At 70.8% G+C, this 18,540-nt stretch carries 12 protein-coding genes; 9 read left to right on the top strand and 3 right to left on the bottom strand.

From position 1 onward, the window contains the following. The first annotated feature begins 38 nt into the window (after positions 1-38). A complete protein-coding gene (locus ACK8N7_RS07910) occupies positions 39-1,493 on the top strand; it encodes a M1 family metallopeptidase (RefSeq protein ID WP_500441661.1) in 1,455 nt (484 codons plus the stop codon). Positions 1,494-1,645: 152 nt separating this feature from the next. Continuing rightward, on the top strand, positions 1,646-3,166 hold the full coding sequence (gene hflX / locus ACK8N7_RS07905) for a GTPase HflX (RefSeq protein ID WP_015611898.1): 1,521 nt from the start codon (positions 1,646-1,648) through the stop codon (positions 3,164-3,166). Positions 3,167-3,241: 75 nt separating this feature from the next. Here hflX and ACK8N7_RS07900 read toward each other — a convergent pair whose 3' ends face one another. Next, positions 3,242-3,691: an ATP-binding protein gene (locus ACK8N7_RS07900; RefSeq protein ID WP_500441659.1), complete on the bottom strand. Its 450-nt coding sequence runs from the start codon at positions 3,689-3,691 to the stop codon at positions 3,242-3,244. A gap of 140 nt (positions 3,692-3,831) precedes the next feature. Further along, entirely contained in the window at positions 3,832-5,004 is a 1,173-nt protein-coding gene (locus ACK8N7_RS07895; RefSeq protein ID WP_403215818.1) for a trypsin-like serine peptidase, read from the bottom strand. A 356-nt stretch (positions 5,005-5,360) separates the two neighbouring features. Between ACK8N7_RS07895 and ACK8N7_RS07890 the strand changes: the two genes are divergently transcribed. The 5 genes from ACK8N7_RS07890 to ACK8N7_RS07870 are packed head-to-tail and all read left to right on the top strand — an operon-like array spanning position 5,361 to position 13,498. Next, positions 5,361-6,755, top strand: a complete 1,395-nt coding sequence (locus ACK8N7_RS07890) for a diaminobutyrate--2-oxoglutarate transaminase family protein (RefSeq protein WP_500441657.1) — start codon at positions 5,361-5,363, stop codon at positions 6,753-6,755. Positions 6,756-6,783: 28 nt separating this feature from the next. Continuing rightward, on the top strand, positions 6,784-8,688 hold the full coding sequence (locus tag ACK8N7_RS07885) for an IucA/IucC family protein (protein WP_500441655.1): 1,905 nt from the start codon (positions 6,784-6,786) through the stop codon (positions 8,686-8,688). A gap of 53 nt (positions 8,689-8,741) precedes the next feature. Further along, on the top strand, positions 8,742-9,512 hold the full coding sequence (locus tag ACK8N7_RS07880; RefSeq protein WP_500441654.1) for a GNAT family N-acetyltransferase: 771 nt from the start codon (positions 8,742-8,744) through the stop codon (positions 9,510-9,512). Between the two features lie 60 nt (positions 9,513-9,572). Next, positions 9,573-11,489, top strand: coding sequence for an IucA/IucC family protein (locus ACK8N7_RS07875; RefSeq protein ID WP_403215730.1), 1,917 nt, complete (start codon positions 9,573-9,575; stop codon positions 11,487-11,489). 38 nt (positions 11,490-11,527) lie between these two features. Beyond that, positions 11,528-13,498, top strand: coding sequence for an ATP-dependent DNA helicase (locus ACK8N7_RS07870; protein WP_031125827.1), 1,971 nt, complete (start codon positions 11,528-11,530; stop codon positions 13,496-13,498). 132 nt (positions 13,499-13,630) lie between these two features. Here the strand turns inward: ACK8N7_RS07870 and lexA are convergent, their stop codons facing one another. Then, positions 13,631-14,428, bottom strand: coding sequence for a transcriptional repressor LexA (lexA, locus tag ACK8N7_RS07865; RefSeq protein WP_015611906.1), 798 nt, complete (start codon positions 14,426-14,428; stop codon positions 13,631-13,633). A 478-nt stretch (positions 14,429-14,906) separates the two neighbouring features. Here lexA and nrdR point away from each other — a divergent pair, with 478 nt between their 5' ends. Next, a complete protein-coding gene (gene nrdR / locus ACK8N7_RS07860; RefSeq protein ID WP_384643794.1) occupies positions 14,907-15,419 on the top strand; it encodes a transcriptional regulator NrdR in 513 nt (170 codons plus the stop codon). Positions 15,420-15,584: 165 nt separating this feature from the next. Next, the gene (locus ACK8N7_RS07855) at positions 15,585-18,482 is read left to right on the top strand and encodes a vitamin B12-dependent ribonucleotide reductase (protein WP_403215727.1); all 2,898 of its coding nucleotides are present in this window, start codon (positions 15,585-15,587) and stop codon (positions 18,480-18,482) included. Positions 18,483-18,540 lie beyond the last annotated feature (58 nt).

Raw genomic sequence — 18,540 nt, 5'->3', positions numbered from 1 at the left:
ACCACCGGGAGAGCGCCCGGCGCTGATAGCGGTAGTCCATGCCGCACATCTCCCGCCGCCTGCGGGCCGCCCTCCTGGCCACCGCGTCGCTCACCCTCGTCGCCGCCGTCCTGCCCGCCCCCGAGCCCCTCGGCATCGGTGACCGGCTCTTCCCCGAGCTGGGCAACCCCGGGTACGACGTCCTCGCATACGACATCGCCTTCACGTACCACGGCAGCAACACCAAGCCCCTGGACGCCGTCACCACGATCGCGGCCCGCGCCACCGCACCCCTGGAGCGGATCAACCTCGACTTCGCCCGGGGCACCGTGCAGGGCGTCGAGGTCAACGGGCGGGCCGCCGAGTTCGGGAGCAAGAACGAGGACCTGGTCGTCCAGGCACCCCGCCGCCTCCCCGAAGGCGCACCCCTGAACATCACCGTCCACCACACCAGCGACCCGGCCGGAACCGCGGGCAACGGCGGCTGGATCCGTACCGCCGACGGCCTCGCCATGGCCAACCAGGCCGACGCCGCCCACCGGGTCTTCCCGAGCAACGACCACCCCTCGGACAAGGCGCACTTCACCTTCCGTATCACCGCTCCCAAGGACCTCACTGCCGTCGCCAACGGACTGCCCGCCGGCCGGACCCGTAACGGCACCACGACCACCTGGACCTACCGCACCGAGCACCCCATGGCCACCGAGCTGGCCCAGGTCTCCATCGGCCGGTCCGCCGTCCACCACCACACAGGACCGCACGGACTGCCGCTGCGCGACGTCGTCCCGGCCGCCGACCGCGAGAAGATGGAGCCCTGGCTGAGGAAGACCCCCGCCCAGCTGGAGTGGATGGAGCGGCAGGTCGGCCGCTACCCCTTCGAGACGTACGGAGTCCTCGTCGCCGACAGCACCATCGGCTTCGCGCTGGAGACCCAGACGATCTCGCTCTTCGGCAGGTCCCTCTTCACCGAGCCCGCCTACCCCGAGTGGTACGTCGACTCCGTCATGGTCCACGAGCTGGCCCACCAGTGGTTCGGCAACAGCGTCTCGCCCGCCTCCTGGTCCGACCTCTGGCTCAACGAGGGGCACGCCAGCTGGTACGAGGCCCTGTACGCGGAGGAGAACGGGGGAGGGACGCTGGAGCGGCGGATGCGCGAGGCGTACAAGCTCTCCGACGGCTGGCGGGCCAACGGCGGCCCGCCGGCGCACCCGGACGGCCCGGCCGAGGGGGAGAAGCTCTCCCTGTTCCGGCCCGTCGTCTACGACGGCAGCGCCCTGGTGCTCTACGCCCTCCGCCAGGAGATCGGCGTGGCCGCCTTCGACCGGCTGGAGCGCGCCTGGGTCCGGATCCACCGGGACGGTACGGCGACCACCGCGGACTTCGTCCGGCTGGCGTCCGGCATCGGGGGACGCGACCTGACGGCCTTCTTCGACGGCTGGCTGTACGGGAAGAAGACACCGCCGATGCCCGGACACCCCGACTGGCGCGCGGCCGAGCCCGCTGCCACCCCCTGAAGCCTGGGGAAAACCCCAGTGACGGGCCCGGCGGGGCCGTGCCACTATCGACACGTCAGCACTGCGGAGAGCACCGGAACCCCGGGCGGGAATCATCCGGACAGATCACACGTTGTGACTGACGTAAAGAACTCTATCGACGTAAGGATCCAATGACCTCCTCTTCTTCCCTTCCCCAGGACGCGCAGGACGCGCAGAGCGCCACGGAGAACACCCCCGAGAGCCTCACCGAGAGCCTTCGGGCCGACGCCCTGATGGAAGAGGACGTCGCCTGGAGCCAGGAGATCGACGGAGCGCGCGACGGCGACCAGCTGGACCGCTCCGAGCGTGCCGCCCTGCGGCGCGTCGCCGGTCTCTCCACGGAGCTCGAGGACGTCACCGAGGTCGAGTACCGACAGCTGCGCCTGGAGCGCGTCGTGCTGGTCGGTGTCTGGACCTCGGGGACGGTGCGCGACGCGGAGATCTCCCTCGCGGAGCTCGCCGCACTCGCCGAGACGGCGGGCGCACAGGTGCTCGACGCGGTGTACCAGCGGCGTGACAAGCCCGACCCGGCGACCTACATCGGGTCCGGCAAGGCGCTGCAGCTGCGTGACATCGTCCTCGAATCCGGGGCCGACACCGTCGTCTGCGACGGTGAGCTCAGCCCGGGCCAGCTGATCCACCTGGAAGACGTCGTCAAGGTGAAGGTGGTCGACCGGACCGCTCTCATCCTCGACATCTTCGCTCAGCACGCCAAGTCCCGAGAGGGCAAGGCGCAGGTCTCGCTGGCACAGATGCAGTACATGCTGCCGAGGCTGCGCGGCTGGGGTCAGTCGCTCTCCCGTCAGATGGGCGGCGCCGGTTCCGGCGGCGGTGGCGGTATGGCCACGCGTGGTCCCGGTGAGACCAAGATCGAGACGGACCGGCGGCGGATCCGCGAGAAGATGGCGAAGATGCGCCGGGAGATCGCGGAGATGAAGACCGGCCGCGAGATCAAGCGGCAGGAGCGCAAGCGCAACAAGGTGCCCTCCGTCGCCATCGCCGGATACACCAACGCGGGCAAGTCCTCGCTGCTCAACCGCCTCACCGGAGCCGGTGTCCTGGTGGAGAACGCCCTGTTCGCCACCCTGGACCCGACCGTGCGCCGGGCCGAGACACCGAGCGGCCGCATCTACACCCTCGCTGACACCGTCGGGTTCGTACGGCACCTGCCGCACCACCTCGTCGAGGCGTTCCGCTCCACCATGGAGGAGGTCGGCGAGTCCGATCTCATCCTGCACGTGGTGGACGGCTCCCACCCGGTGCCGGAGGAGCAGCTCGCCGCGGTGCGCGAGGTCATCCGGGACGTCGGCGCGGTCAATGTGCGCGAGATCGTCGTGATCAACAAGGCGGACGCGGCGGACCCGCTGGTCCTCCAGCGGCTGCTGCGCAACGAGAAGTACGCGATCGCGGTCTCGGCCCGGACCGGTGCCGGAATCGACGAGCTGCTCGCGCTCATCGACGACGAGCTGCCGCGCCCGTCCGTCGAGATCGAGGTGCTCGTGCCGTACATCCAGGGGGCCCTGGTCTCCCGGGTGCACGCCGAGGGTGAGGTCCTCTCCGAGGAGCACACCGCCGACGGCACCCTGCTGAAGGCTCAGGTCCACGAGGAACTGGCAGCGGAGCTGGGGACGTTCGTCCCCGCCGCGCACTGATCACCGCACGGCGCAAGCCGTGAACGACGACGCCCGACCGGGACCCCCGGTCGGGCGTCGTCGTTCACGGGGCCTCTACGCCCCGTCGCCCGCCGTGCCGGAGCCGCCCCCGGTGTTCCCGTACCCCGGGGGCACGAAACACGCGGTCACGGTCTTGCCGTCCCGCTGCGGATGGTGCTGCCAGCTGTCGGCCAGCGCCTCGACGATGGCCATACCCCGGCCGCCGAGCGCACCGGGGCCGGCGTCACGCGGGGCGGGCGGCTGCGGGCTGGAGTCGTGGACACTCACATGCAGGCAGGCGCTGTCCCAGGTCAGGACGAGCTGGGCGTCGCTGTGAGCGTGCTTGTGCGCGTTGGTGATGAGCTCGGAGACGGCGATGAGCACCGAATCCACGGTGTCGGGCGCCTTCTCGGCCCACTCCAGTGATTCGAGGTGCTCCCGCGCCCAGTGCCGTCCCGCTCGCACTCCTTGGGAGATGGGGAAGGACTGCGCCCAGCCCACCGCCCTCATCGTGGAATCGGTCATCGCCATGCCTCTCGGTCGTGGCCGTACGGGATCCGGCGCTCGGTTGCCTTCCGTGTACCCGCCGGAACGCGGAACACCGTCCCGCCGGAGGGCGGGACGGTGTCCGGGAGCTGTCGGCCGGGCGCGAAGCCCGGGTGGCCCTACTGACCCGCGTACTTCTCGCTGACCGCACGGTAGACGCCCTCGGCCTCCTTGCCGAGCCGGGGACCGGCCAGCCAACCCGCCGAGACCGGGCCGATCGAGGTGTTCGAGACCAGGGCGGGCTTGCCGTCCTGGCCGGCCGCGACCCAGCCGCCGCCGGACGAACCACCGGTCATCGTGCAGCCGATGCGGTACATCGTCGGCTCGTCCTGCCGGACCGAAAGACGGCCCGGCCTGTCCTGGCACCGGAACAGCTTCTGGCCGTCGAACGGCGGCGCGGCCGGGTAGCCGACGGCCGTCATCGACGCGATCTGCGGTACGGCGGGCGCATTGAACTCGACCGGCAGCGCCGAACCGACCGTCTCCTCCAGCGACTTGCCCGTCGACCCCTTCTCCGGCGCCACGTGCAGCACCGCGAAGTCGTACGGGGCACCCTGCCCGCCGGTCGCCGCACCCTCGGCGATCCACTGCTCGGAGGTCTGGGCCCACCGGCCCCACCACACCCCGTAAGGAGCGACCTTCTCCTTGGGCGCGGTGTCCAGCTCCGCCGGCGAGAGGCCGTCGTTGTTGTAGGACGGGACGAAGGCGATGTTGCGGTACCAGCCGCCCTCCTTGCCCGCGTGCACACAGTGCCCGGCGGTCCACACCATGTTGGACTTGCCGGGGTTCGCCGGGTCCTTCACCACGGTCGCGGAACAGACCATCGAGCCCTTGGGGCCGTCGAAGACCAGCTTCCCGGCCTCCGGTGCCCTGTCGTGGTACGGCGTCGCGACACCGGCCGCCCGGACGGGCGCGGGCGTCGGGTCCGTCACGCCGTCGTCACCGGAGATGTCGTTGTCCACCGGGTTCTCCGGGGGCTTGTCGGCCTCCCGCATCCGCTCCGGGTCCCAGAGGCCTTCGATGACCGGGTTGACGAAGTCCTTGGCCTCACGCAGCCACTTGTCCTTGTCCCAGTTCTTCCACTCGCCGTCCCGCCACTTGTCCGGGTCGATCCCGTGCTCCTTGAGCCGGTCCTTGAGATCGTCCGGGATGACGACCTTGCCGTCGGACGACGGGTCGGCCGAGGCGCTGGGCGTCGTACCGCCCGCGTTGTCCTCCTCCGGACCGCAGGCGGTGGCGGTGAGCGCCAGGACGGCGACGGCCGCCGTCGCGGCGAGCACGCCGGAGGGCATGCGCCGTACGCGCCTGCCGCGGCGCGCGGTGTCGGTCGGGCGAATGGGTCGCATCTGGTGATCCCCCTGGGACTTCGTCACTCGGTACTCCGTGCAGCTTTCGGACACTTCGGGGCCGTAAGGCAGCTGTTTCCGGCCCTCTGTGCGGCCCCCACTATGCCGGTGCCGATGGGGACGGTACGCGGCAGGTCCACGGTTCCGTCTCCGCAAGGATGTTCCGATTTACCCGTGATCCCTCGTGGCCGGCGTCGTTGGTACGTACGGGGGACACCGGGACAGCGTTCACCCCCGCACTCCGTCCGCGCGAAAACGTATCGACGTGCAACGCAACTGTTACCGCAGGAGGATCAAGAGCCGTGTCCGTGACCGAACCCGTTCCGGTGGCACCGCCGCCCGCGCACGAGGGCATCCTCCGCCGCCAGTCGCTGCGCGAGTCGGCCGCCCGTACCTACGCGCGGTCCCTGCCGATCGTCCCGGTCAGGGCGCGCGGGCTCACCATCGAGGGCGCGGACGGACGGCGCTATCTGGACTGTCTGTCGGGCGCGGGCACCCTGGCACTCGGCCACAACCACCCCGTCGTGCTCGAAGCCATCCGGAAGGTCATCGACTCCGGAGCGCCCCTGCACGTCCTCGACCTCGCGACCCCGGTCAAGGACGCCTTCACCACGGAGCTGTTCGCCACCCTGCCGCGGGAGTTCGCCGACAACGCCCGCATCCAGTTCTGCGGCCCCGCCGGTACGGACGCCGTCGAGGCCGCGTTCAAGCTGGTCCGCTCCGCGACCGGGCGCGACGGCCTGCTGACCTTCACCGGCGCGTACCACGGCATGACCGCCGGGGCGCTGGAAGCCTCCGGCGGTGCCCGTGACGTGCGGGTGACCCGGCTGCCCTTCCCGCAGGACTACCGCTGCCCGTTCGGGGTCGGCGGCGAGCGGGGTGCTGCCCTCGGCGCGCGGTGGACGGAGCACCTGTTGGACGACGAGAAGGGCGGGGTGCCGGCCCCGGCGGGGATGATCGTGGAGCCGGTCCAGGGCGAGGGCGGTGTCAATCCCGCCCCGGACGCCTGGCTGCGCAGGATGCGCGAGATCACCCGGGCCCGCGGTATCCCGCTGATCGCCGACGAGGTGCAGACCGGCGTCGGCAGGACCGGCGCCTTCTGGGCGGTCGAGCACAGCGGCATCGTGCCGGACGTCATGGTCCTCTCCAAGGCGATCGGCGGTTCCCTCCCGCTCGCGGTGATCGTCTACCGCTCTGAGCTGGACCTCTGGCAGCCGGGCGCCCACGCGGGTACGTTTCGTGGCAACCAGCTCGCCATGGCGGCGGGCGCGGCCACCCTCGCGTACGTCCGGGAGAACGGGCTGGCGGAGCGTGCGGCGGCCTTGGGCGCCCGAATGCTCGACAGCCTGCGGAAGTTGCGGGCGGACCATGCGGGGATCGGCGACGTACGGGGGCGCGGACTGATGATCGGCCTGGAGCTGGTGGACCCCGAAGCCGCGCCCCTGCCGGCCGAGGCCGACGACCACACCCCGGCCCCGCCGCCGGACCCGGCCCTCGCCCGCGCAGTCCAGCAGGAGTGCCTGGACCGCGGCCTCATCGTCGAACTGGGCGGCCGGCAGAGCGCCGTGGTCCGCCTCCTGCCCCCTCTCACCCTCACCGACGAACAGGCGAGCGCCGTCGTCGACCGTCTGGCCGACGCACTGGCAGCCGCGGAGCGTTCGCCGCACCGCAGGGCCGCCGTCGGGCTGACCACCTGATCCCCGGAACCACACAAGGAAGACCGCCGTGAACCCCACCCCCGCGTCCGAGGCCGACGGCCCCGGTACCCCCCAGCACCGAGGGCAGGACGGACCGGCCGCCCCCGGCACGGTCGAGGCGACGACGACCGTGCCCCGTCAGAAAGCTCCGTACGAGGACGACTCGGAAACCTCGTACGAGCAGGACCTGTCGAGCCGACAGGACTCTCCGGACCGCCAGGACCCGTTGGACCACCCGGACCCGCTGCGGGCCGCCGACGCCGCGGGCACGGAGAGCCTCCTGCGGTGCTGGACCCGGGAGAACGACCTGCCCCGCCCCGAAGGCGACACCCTGCGCGTCGACTTCGCCGCCACCGGCACCGCCCTCCTCGTCCCCGTCCACTACTGGTCCGCCACCGGAGCCCACCGCTTCGGCGCCCCGGTCCTGGAAGACGCCCCCGAGAAGGCCCCGCCCGCCGACGCCGTCACCGTCGCCGTCCTCATCGGCCGGGAAGCCGACCGCAACGGCTCCGCCGACCTGGTTGCCAGGGTCGCCGACTCCGTACGCCACACCGCGGGCTTCGTCGAACAGCGGCGGCGAAGCCCCGCCGACCCGGCCGACGCCGACCTCTTCCTCACCGCCGAGCAGTCCCTCCTCCTCGGCCACCCGCTCCACCCCACCCCCAAGAGCCGCGAAGGGCTCTCCGAGGCGGAGTCCCGGCGCTACTCCCCGGAGCTCCACGGCTCCTTCCCGCTCCACTGGTTCGCCGTGGACCGTTCGCTGACCGCCACCGACTCCGCCTGGAGCGACGGCGGCACGGCGTCCGCCGAGGAGCTCCTCGCCCCGCACCGCGAAGGGCTGCGCCTGCCGCCCGGCACCGCCGCCCTTCCGCTGCACCCCTGGCAGGCCGCCGACCTGCTGAGCCGTCCGCAGGTCGCCGCCCTCCAGGAGACCGGCCTGCTGCACGATCTCGGCCCGCACGGCGAGCACTGGCACCCCACCTCGTCCATCCGCACCGTGCACCGCCCGGGCGCCCGCGTGATGCTCAAGCTCTCCCTCGGCGTACGCATCACCAACTCCCGCCGCGAGAACCTCCGCAAGGAGCTGCACCGGGGCGTCGAGGTCCACCGCCTCCTCTCCACCGGACTGGCCGACCGCTGGCAGCGGGAGCACCCCGGGTTCGACATCGTCCGCGACCCCGCCTGGCTCGCCGTCGACGACCCCGAGGGCACCCCCGTCACCGGCCTCGACGTGATGCTCCGCCAGAACCCCTTCGGCCCGGGCGACGACGCCGTCTGCATCGCCGGACTCACCGCGCAACGCCCCCGGCCCGGGCAGCCCCTGATGCGCTCCCGGCTCGCCGAGGCCGTCGCCGCCCTGGCCGCCCGGACCGGCCGCCCGGCCGCGGACATCTCCGCCGAGTGGTTCCGCCGCTACCTGGACCGCGTCGTACGCCCCGTCCTGTGGCTCGACGCCCACGCCGGGGTCGCCCTCGAAGCCCACCAGCAGAACACCCTGGTCCTGCTCGACCCGGACGGCTGGCCGGTCGGCGGGCGCTACCGGGACAACCAGGGCTACTACTTCCGCGACTCCCGCCGCGACGAACTGGAACAGCGGCTTCCGGGCATCGGCGCGGTCAGTGACACCTTCGTCTCCGACCCGGTCACCGACGAGCGGTTCGCCTACTACCTGGGCATCAACAACGTCCTCGGCCTCATCGGCGCGTTCGGCGCCCAGCGTCTCGCCGACGAGCAGGACCTCCTCACCGTCCTCCGCCACTTCCTCACCGAGACCGCGGAACTGGGCTCGCCCCTCCCCGCGTATCTCCTGGAACACCGCCAACTGCGCTGCAAGGCGAACCTGCTGACCCGGCTGCACGGACTCGACGAGCTGGTCGGCCCGGTCGACACCCAGTCCGTCTACGTCTCCATCGCCAACCCGCTGCACGCCTGAGGGACCCGGCCGCCACCGCGCCGGCCACCCGCTCCAGAGAGGAGAGTGTCACCGTGCCTCCCGCCGACGCGCCCGCGGAATCCGACGCGGCGCCTCCGGAACCGGCCCATGTGCCCGGCGACCAGGGAGCCACCGCCGCGCCCTCCGCCACCGGCACCGAGGACACCCTCGACCTGAAGCTCACCGAGGAGCTCCTGGCCCTCATCGGTGAGGACCGCGAAAGGGCCGCGGCGGCAGGCCGCGGCCCTGCCGGCGAACTGCTCGGTGACCCGGCCACCTGGCCCGCGGCGACCACCGAGGCCGGGGTGTTCCAGCTGGTCCCGGTGGTGCCGGCGCGCGACCTCGCCGTCCTCAGCCGCTGGATGAACGACCCGGCGGTCGCCGCCTTCTGGGAGCTCGCCGGGCCCGAATCCGTCACTGCGGACCACCTGAAGCCCCAGCTCGAAGGAGACGGGCGCTCCATCCCCTGTCTCGGCGTGCTCGACGGAACCCCCATGAGCTACTGGGAGATCTACCGCGCCGACCTGGACCCGCTGGCCCGCCACTATCCCGCCCGCCTCCACGACACCGGGATCCATCTTCTCATCGGGGGCGTGAACAACCGGGGGAGGGGCGTGGGCACCACCCTGCTGCGCGCCGTCGCCGACCTCGTCCTGGACAACCTGCCGCAGTGCGGCCGGGTCGTCGCCGAGCCGGATCTGCGCAACACCCCGTCCGTATCGGCATTCCTGAGCGCCGGATTCCGCTTCTCCGCCGAAGTGGACCTCCCCGACAAACGTGCCGCCCTCATGATCCGCGACCGAACGTACCGTGATCACCTGTGAACATCGCTCCGCACCGTCCACACCGCTCGAACCCCATCGGTTCCACCCGGAGGAGTCCCCGTGCCGACATATCCCGCGAGCCATGATTCAGTCGAGCCCCACCCCCTGCTCAACCCCCCGGAGCTGAACCGGCGGGTCTGGGACCGGGCCGCAGCGCGGCTGCTCGCCAAGATGCTCGGCGAGTTCGCGTACGAGGAGATCATCGAGCCCGAACGGCAGCCCGGCGACGGCGGCCTCTACTCGCTCCCGCTCGACGACGGGACCGAGCTCCGCTTCTCGGCCCGCCGGGGCGTCTACGGCAGCTGGCGCGTCGACCCCGACTCCGTCGTGACGGTCCACCGGCCGGTGAGCGCCCTCTCCAACGGCTCGACCTCGCCCGGCGGTTCACCCTCACGCACCGCGCCCTCCAACGGCTCGTCCGACGGGACCCGGCCGTTCCGCGACCCGCTGCGGTTCCTCGCCCGCGCCGGCGGCCTCCTCGGACTCGACGGCGCCACCCTCGGTCACCTCATCCGCGAGCTGACCCACACGCTCTCCGCCGACGCCCGGCTCGACCACACCGCCCTCACCGCGGACCGGCTCGCCGACGTCGGCTACGCGGAGCTCGAAGGACACCAGACCGGTCACCCCTGGCTGGTCGCGAGCAAGGGGCGGCTCGGCTTCTCCGCCGCCGACACGGCCCGCTTCACCCCCGAGACCCGCAGCCCCCTCCAGCTGCCGTGGATCGCGGTGAGCACCCGTATCGCGCAGTACCGGGGCGTGGGCCGCCTCACCATCCCCGAGGATCTCTACGCCGAGGAGCTCGACCCCTCCGTCCGCGCCTCGTTCGCCGCCGAACTGCACGCCCGGGGGCTCGACCCCGCGAGCTATCTCTACCTCCCCGTACACCCCTGGCAGTGGGACGAATGGATCGTTCCGCTCTTCGCCCCCGCCCTCGCCGACGGCGACATCGTGGCGCTGCACAGCGACGGCGACGCCCGCCTTCCGCAGCAGTCCGTCCGCACGTTCGCCAATGTGGGACGCCCCGACCGGCACACGGTGAAGCTGCCGCTCTCGATCCTCAACACCCTGGTCTGGCGCGGACTGCCGACCGAGCGGACCCTCGCCGCCCCCGCCGTCACCGCCTGGGTCCAGGGCCTCTGCGAGGCCGATCCGTTCCTGCGTGACGCCTGCCGGGTCATCCTCCTCGGCGAGGTCGCCTCCGTCGCCGTGGAACATCCGCTGTACGACCACCTCCCCGAAGCGCCCTATCAGTACAAGGAAATCCTCGGCGCGATCTGGCGGGAGCCCCTGCCGCCCCGCCTGGCACCGGGCGAACGCGCCCGCACGCTCGCCTCCCTCCTGCATACGGATCCGGCGGGCCGCGCGTTCACCGCCGAACTCGTCGAGCGCTCCGGCCTCGCCCCGGCCGCCTGGCTCACCCGCCTCTTCGCCGCCCTGCTACCGCCTCTCCTGCACTTCCTCTACCGCTACGGCACGGTGTTCTCCCCGCACGGCGAGAACGCCATCGTGGTCTTCGACGAGAACGACGTGCCCGTACGCCTCGCGATCAAGGACTTCGTCGACGACGTCAACGTCAGCGCCCACCGGCTGCCGGAGCACGACACCATGCCCGACGAGGTGCGCACGGTGCTCCTGACCGAGGAGCCGTCCTTCCTCACCCAGTTCATCCACTCCGGACTCTTCGTCGGCGTCTTCCGCTACCTGTCCCCGCTCTGCGAGGAGCAGCTGGGAGTGAGCGAGGACGAGTTCTGGTCACTCGTCCGGGCGGAGATCGTCCGCCACCACGCCCGCTTCCCGGAGCTCAAGGAGCGGTTCGAGCTGTTCGACATGCTCACCCCCGAGATCGAACGCCTCTGTCTCAACCGCAACCGGCTGCACGTCGACGGCTACCGCGACCGCTCCAGCCGCCCGCACGCGGCGATCCACGGCACGGTCCCCAACCCGCTGCACCCCTCCGCCCGGATCCAGGGGTGATCGCTGTTGTCAGTGGTGCGCCGTAGGGTGGTCGGGCTATGACGAAGCCATCCCTCCCCGAGCTCCTGCACGCCGCCGTCACCGCTGTCGGCGGTACGGAACGGCCCGGCCAGGCCGCCATGGCCGAGGCCGTCGCCGAGGCGGTCGACGACCAATCCCACCTGCTGGTCCAGGCCGGTACCGGCACCGGCAAGTCCCTCGGCTACCTGGTGCCCGCGCTGGCGCACGGGGAGCGGGTCGTCGTGGCCACGGCCACCCTCGCCCTCCAGCGCCAGCTGGTGGAGCGGGACCTTCCGCGTACGGTGGACGCCCTGCACCCGCTGCTGCGCCGGCGCCCGCAGTACGCGATGCTCAAGGGCCGCTCGAACTACCTCTGCCTCCACCGACTCCACGAAGGGGTCCCGCAGGACGAGGAGGACGGGCTCTTCGACCAGTTCGAGGCGGCGGCGCCCTCCAGCAAGCTGGGCCAGGACCTGTTGCGGATGCGGGACTGGTCGAGCGAGACGGAGACCGGGGACCGGGACGATCTCACCCCTGGCGTCTCGGACCGGGCCTGGGCGCAGATCTCGGTCTCCTCGCGCGAGTGCCTCGGCGCGACGAAGTGTGCGTACGGCGCCGAGTGCTTCGCGGAGGCGGCCCGCGAGCGCGCCAAGCTCGCCGACGTGGTCGTCACCAACCACGCGCTGCTCGCGATCGACGCCATCGAGGGCGCCCCGGTGCTGCCGTCGCACGAGGTGCTGATCGTGGACGAGGCCCATGAGCTGGTCTCCCGGGTGACCGGGGTCGCCACCGGCGAACTGACCCCGGCGCAGGTCAACCGGGCGGTCCGCCGGTCGGCGAAGCTGGTCAACGAGAAGGCCGCCGACGCGCTCCAGACCGCCGCCGAGGGGTTCGAGCGCGTGATGGAGCTGGCGCTCCCGGGCCGGCTGGAGGAGGTGCCCGAAGACCTCGGGTACGCGCTGATGGCGCTGCGCGACGCGGCCCGTACGGTGATCTCCGCGATCGGTGCCACCCGGGACAAGTCGGTCGAGGACGAGAACGCGGTCCGCAAGCAGGCCCTGGCCTCGGTCGAGTCGATCCACGGCGTGGCCGAGCGCATCACCCAGGGCTCGGAGTACGACGTCGTCTGGTACGAACAGCACGACCGGTTCGGCGCCTCCGTGCGGGTGGCCCCGCTCTCCGTCTCGGGGCTGCTGCGCGAGAAGCTCTTCGCCGAGCGCTCCGTGGTCCTGACCTCGGCCACGCTGAAGCTCGGCGGCGACTTCAACGGGGTGGGGGCGTCCCTCGGGCTCGCTCCCGAAGGGACCGCGGGCGACGACGTCCCGCAGTGGAAGGGGCTGGACGTCGGCTCCCCGTTCGACTATCCGAAGCAGGGCATCCTCTATGTCGCCCGGCATCTGAACACCCCGGGGCGCGAGGGGTCCCGCACGGACATGCTGGACGAGCTCGCCGAGCTGGTGGAGGCGGCGGGCGGCCGCACGCTGGGGCTGTTCTCCTCCATGCGGGGGGCCAAGGCGGCCGCCGAGGAGCTGCGCGGACGGCTGGACAAGCCGATCCTGCTCCAGGGCGAGGAGACCCTCGGCGAGCTGATCAAGAACTTCGCCGCCGACCCGGAGACCTGCCTCTTCGGCACGCTCTCGCTCTGGCAGGGCGTCGACGTGCCGGGGCCGAGCTGTCAGCTGGTGGTCATGGACCGGATCCCCTTCCCCCGGCCCGACGACCCGCTGATGAGCGCACGCCAGAAGGCGGTCGAGGAGGCCGGCGGCAACGGGTTCATGGCGGTGGCCGCGACGCACTCCGCGCTGCTGATGGCGCAGGGCGCGGGCCGCCTTGTCCGGGCCACGGGTGACAAGGGTGTCGTCGCCGTGCTGGACCCGAGACTCGCCAACGCGCGGTACGGCAGCTATCTGCGGGCCTCGCTGCCCGACTTCTGGTACACGACGGACCCCGACCAGGCGCGCCGTTCACTCGCCGCGATCGACGCCCTGGCCAAGGCGGACGGCAAGTAGGCGGGGGACGGCAGACAGGCGGCGGACGGTAAGAGGCGCGACCGGACGGTGACAGGCAACGACGGAGCCCCGGGAACGCCGTAAAGCGTCCCGGGGCTCCGTCGTGTCCGTGAGGTCAGCGACCGGTGCTCTTCACACCCGCCGCAGCACCGCCACCACCTTGCCGAGGATCGTCGCCTCGTCGCCGGGGATCGGCTGGTACGCGGCGTTGTGAGGCAGCAGCCACACATGCCCGTCCTCGCGGCGGAAGCGCTTGACCGTCGCCTCGCCGTCCAGCATCGCGGCGACGATGTCACCGTTCTCCGCGACGGGCTGGCGGCGCACGGTGACCCAGTCGCCGTCACAGATCGCCGCTTCGATCATCGAGTCACCGACGACCTTCAGGACGAAAAGCTCGCCGTCACCGACGAGCTGGCGCGGCAGCGGGAAGACGTCCTCGACCGACTCCTCGGCGAGGATCGGCCCACCGGCGGCGATCCGGCCCACCAGCGGAACGTAGGACGCGGCGGGCTTCCCCGTCGTGTCGGTCGCCTGGGTGCTGGGCTGGTCCGATCCGCGCACCTCGTAGGCGCGGGGCCGGTGCGGGTCCCGCCGGAGGAAGCCCTTGCGCTCCAGGGCCATCAGCTGATGGGCGACGGACGACGTACTGGACAGGCCCACCGCCTGACCGATCTCCCGCATGGACGGCGGGTAGCCGCGGCGCTGCACGGAGTCGCGGATGACCTCGATGACCCGCCGCTGCCGGTCCGTGAGTCCCGAGCTGTCCGCCCTGATCCCTGGCGGCCTCCCGGGCAAGGAGCGCCCGGGTCGCGCGGGCTCGGGCCCGTCCGTGTTCGTGACTGAGTCATTCATGGCATGCACCGGCTCAAGTCGGCTCTGGGAGCGGTGGTCCCGGGCGGTGATGGTGGCACTGTCTGCGGTCGTGGTCACGTCGGCCCCTCTCGAATGTTCTCCCTAGCTGGACAACGGTAGTAGCTTTCGAAAGGTTGCGCCAAACACACGTTCGAGTGAAAAACGAATAAAGGGCTGCCGTGATGCTTCCCGCAGGTGTATGAGCACGGAGATGGAAGGTGCGCATGGGGTTCTGCGGGCCCTCGCCGGGGCTGCGCCCAGTCTTTCATCCGGTTCCGTGCCCCGGGGCCCCGGCGGATCGCGGGCCGCGCGATTCCCGTACCCTCTTGCCTGGCCCGCGCTCCCCCCGGGCGGTGCCGGGGGCGCGACACGCGGTGGGGTCGAAAATGCCACTCAACCCTAGATCTAGTGGTTGGATCGTTCCGGCCGCCCAGAAGTTGTGGTCCTGGGTTCATTCGGTCCAGGACCATCGCCTATGCTGGGGACTGCCTCCCGGGGGCCCGCAAGGGTTGCCGACGGGGCTATTCAGTCGTGCTGTGAAGGAGGGTTGGGAGCCATGCACTGCCCCTTCTGCAGGCACCCGGACAGCAGGGTCGTCGACAGTCGCACCACCGACGACGGGACGTCGATCCGTCGCCGCCGCCAGTGCCCCGACTGCTCCCGCCGTTTCACCACGGTGGAGACCTGCTCGCTGATGGTCGTCAAACGCAGCGGCGTGACCGAACCCTTCAGCCGCACCAAGGTCATCTCCGGCGTCCGCAAGGCATGCCAGGGCAGGCCCGTCACGGAGGACGCTCTCGCCAAACTCGGCCAGCGGGTCGAGGAGGCGGTGCGCGCCACCGGCAGTGCCGAGCTGACCACCCACGACGTGGGTCTGGCCATACTCGGCCCCCTGCAGGAGCTCGACCTCGTCGCGTACCTGCGCTTCGCGTCCGTCTACCGGGCGTTCAATTCTTTGGAAGACTTCGAGGCCGCCATCGTGGAGCTGCGCGCGCAGCGGCCCTCCGCGGAGGACTGTGGGAGCGGAGAGACCCTTGAGGTCCCCGCGCCTGCCATTGCCGCCGACTGAGCGGTACCGGCCCGTCACCGTCCGGCAGTAACTCCGCCGATCGGTGACCGGGCGATTCAGAACCTGTCCCCGTGGCCCAGCGCGGCCCGCGGGACGACGGACACACACTGTGCCTGGGAAGAACTGGGCACTTCAGGGCGTTTTTGCCCACATATGGGAGGCGGCATGACAGAGACGGCGAGCGGCCCGGCACGAGGTTCCCGCACCAAGGGGACCAAGGCGAGCAAGGGTCTGCGTATCGAGCGCATCCACACCACCCCCGGCGTGCATCCGTACGACGAGGTGACGTGGGAGCGCCGTGACGTCGTCATGACCAATTGGCGCGACGGCTCGATCAACTTCGAGCAGCGTGGCGTCGAGTTCCCCGACTTCTGGTCGGTGAACGCGGTCAACATCGTCACCAGCAAGTACTTCCGCGGCGCTGTCGGCACGCCGCAGCGCGAGACCGGTCTCAAGCAGCTGATCGACCGGATCGTGAAGACGTACCGGAAGGCCGGCGAGGAGAACAGCTACTTCGCCTCTCCCGCGGACGCCGAGATCTTCGAGCACGAGCTGGCCCACGCCCTCCTGCACCAGATCTTCAGCTTCAACTCCCCGGTCTGGTTCAACGTCGGAACGCCCCAGCCGCAGCAGGTCTCCGCCTGCTTCATCCTGGCCGTCGACGACTCCATGGAGTCGATCCTCGACTGGTACAAGGAAGAGGGCATGATCTTCAAGGGCGGCTCCGGCGCCGGCCTGAACCTCTCCCGTATCCGCTCCTCCAAGGAGCTCCTCTCCTCCGGCGGCAACGCCTCGGGACCGGTCTCCTTCATGCGCGGTGCCGACGCCTCCGCCGGAACCATCAAGTCCGGTGGCGCCACCCGGCGTGCGGCCAAGATGGTCATCCTCGACGTCGACCACCCCGACATCGAGGCTTTCATCGAGACCAAGGTGAGGGAGGAGGAGAAGATCCGCGCCCTGCGTGACGCGGGCTTCGACATGGACCTGGGCGGCGACGACATCACGTCCGTCCAGTACCAGAACGCCAACAACTCGGTCCGCGTGAACGACGAGTTCATGAAGGCCGTCGAGGCCGGCTCCAAGTTCGGGCTGCGCGCCCGGATGACCGGCGACGTCATCGAAGAGGTCGAGGCCAAGACCCTCTTCCGCAAGATGGCCGAGGCCGCCTGGGCCTGCGCCGACCCGGGCATCCAGTACGACGACACCATCAACGCCTGGCACACCTGCCCGGAGTCCGGCCGGATCAACGGCTCGAACCCGTGCAGCGAGTACATGCACCTGGACAACACCTCGTGCAACCTCGCCTCGCTCAACCTGATGAAGTTCCTCAAGGACGACGGCCTGGGCAACCAGTCCTTCGAGTCCGAGCGCTTCTCCGAGGTCGTCGAGCTGGTCATCACCGCGATGGACATCTCGATCTGCTTCGCGGACTTCCCGACGCAGAAGATCGGCGAGAACACCCGCGCCTACCGCCAGCTGGGCATCGGTTACGCCAACCTCGGCGCCCTCCTGATGGCGACCGGCCACGCGTACGACAGCGACGGCGGCCGCGCCCTGGCCGGTGCCATCACCTCGCTGATGACCAGCACCTCGTACAAGCGCTCCGCCGAGCTCGCCGCGGTCGTGGGCCCGTACGACGGCTACGCCCGTAACGCCGAGCCGCACCAGCGCGTCATGAAGCAGCACTCCGACGCCAACGCCAAGGCCATCCGCACCGACGACCTGGACGCCCCCGTCTGGGCGGCGGCGACGGAAGCCTGGCAGGACGTGATCCGGCTCGGAGCGAAGAACGGTTTCCGCAACGCGCAGGCCTCGGTCATCGCGCCCACCGGCACCATCGGTCTCGCGATGTCCTGCGACACCACAGGACTTGAGCCCGACCTCGCCCTGGTCAAGTTCAAGAAGCTGGTCGGCGGCGGCTCGATGCAGATCGTCAACGGCACGGTGCCGCAGGCCCTGCGCCGCATGGGCTACCAGCCGGAGCAGATCGAGGCGATCGTCGCCCACATCGCCGACAACGGCAATGTGATCGACGCCCCGGGCCTGAAGGCCGAGCACTACGAGGTCTTCGACTGCGCGATGGGCGAGCGTTCCATCTCCGCGATGGGCCACGTCCGGATGATGGCGGCCATCCAGCCGTGGATCTCCGGTGCGCTCTCCAAGACGGTCAACCTGCCCGAGACGGCCACCGTCGAGGACGTCGAAGAGGTCTACTTCGAGGCCTGGAAGCTGGGCGTCAAGGCGCTCGCGATCTACCGCGACAACTGCAAGGTCGGCCAGCCCCTCTCCGCCAAGACCAAGGACAAGGAGAAGGAAGCGGTCACCGCGAAGGCCGAGGAGACCATCCGTACGGCGGTCGAGAAGGTCGTCGAGTACCGCCCGGTCCGCAAGCGTCTGCCCAAGGGACGTCCCGGCATCACCACCTCCTTCACGGTGGGCGGCGCCGAGGGCTACATGACCGCCAACTCCTACCCGGACGACGGTCTCGGTGAGGTCTTCCTGAAGATGTCCAAGCAGGGCTCGACCCTCGCGGGCATGATGGACGCCTTCTCCATCGCCGTCTCGGTCGGTCTGCAGTACGGCGTCCCGCTGGAGACGTACGTCTCGAAGTTCACGAACATGCGCTTCGAGCCGGCCGGTATGACGGACGACCCGGACGTGCGGATGGCACAGTCGATCGTCGACTACATCTTCCGCCGCCTGGCGCTCGACTTCCTGCCCTTCGAGACCCGTTCCGCCCTCGGCATCCACTCCGCCGACGAGCGCCAGCGCCACCTCGACACCGGTTCGTACGAGCCGTCCTTCGAGGCGGATGGTGTGGACTCCGAGAGCCTGGCCCAGTCGGCCCCGGTGCAGCCCGAACCCCTGAGGGCGGTGGCGGCTCCCCGCGAGTCCGCCGAGAAGCCGGCTCCGGCGACGGCGCACACCTCGGCCGAGCTGGTGGAGATGCAGCTGGGCATCAGCGCGGACGCCCCGCTGTGCTTCTCGTGCGGTACGAAGATGCAGCGCGCCGGCTCCTGCTACATCTGCGAGGGCTGCGGCTCGACCAGCGGCTGCAGCTGACACCGAGCTGAGCAGTAGATGAGAGAGGGCGCCGACCACGGGTCGGCGCCCTCTTCGG

Origin of the sequence: Streptomyces griseobrunneus, assembly GCF_046713465.1 — a bacterium.
Classification (GTDB): domain Bacteria; phylum Actinomycetota; class Actinomycetes; order Streptomycetales; family Streptomycetaceae; genus Streptomyces; species Streptomyces microflavus.
This window is presented reverse-complemented; position numbering and strand designations above follow the sequence as displayed.

What these genes read in the sequence shown, in the direction of transcription:
- ACK8N7_RS07895 (WP_403215818.1), bottom strand. Translation starts at nt 5,004, where the DNA reads ATGCCCTCCGGCGTGCTCGCCGCGACGGCGGCCGTCGCCGTCCTGGCG.
- nrdR (WP_384643794.1), top strand. Translation starts at nt 14,907, where the DNA reads ATGCACTGCCCCTTCTGCAGGCACCCGGACAGCAGGGTCGTCGACAGT.
- ACK8N7_RS07855 (WP_403215727.1), top strand. Translation starts at nt 15,585, where the DNA reads ATGACAGAGACGGCGAGCGGCCCGGCACGAGGTTCCCGCACCAAGGGG.
- hflX (WP_015611898.1), top strand. Translation starts at nt 1,646, where the DNA reads ATGACCTCCTCTTCTTCCCTTCCCCAGGACGCGCAGGACGCGCAGAGC.
- ACK8N7_RS07900 (WP_500441659.1), bottom strand. Translation starts at nt 3,691, where the DNA reads ATGACCGATTCCACGATGAGGGCGGTGGGCTGGGCGCAGTCCTTCCCC.
- ACK8N7_RS07870 (WP_031125827.1), top strand. Translation starts at nt 11,528, where the DNA reads ATGACGAAGCCATCCCTCCCCGAGCTCCTGCACGCCGCCGTCACCGCT.
- ACK8N7_RS07910 (WP_500441661.1), top strand. Translation starts at nt 39, where the DNA reads ATGCCGCACATCTCCCGCCGCCTGCGGGCCGCCCTCCTGGCCACCGCG.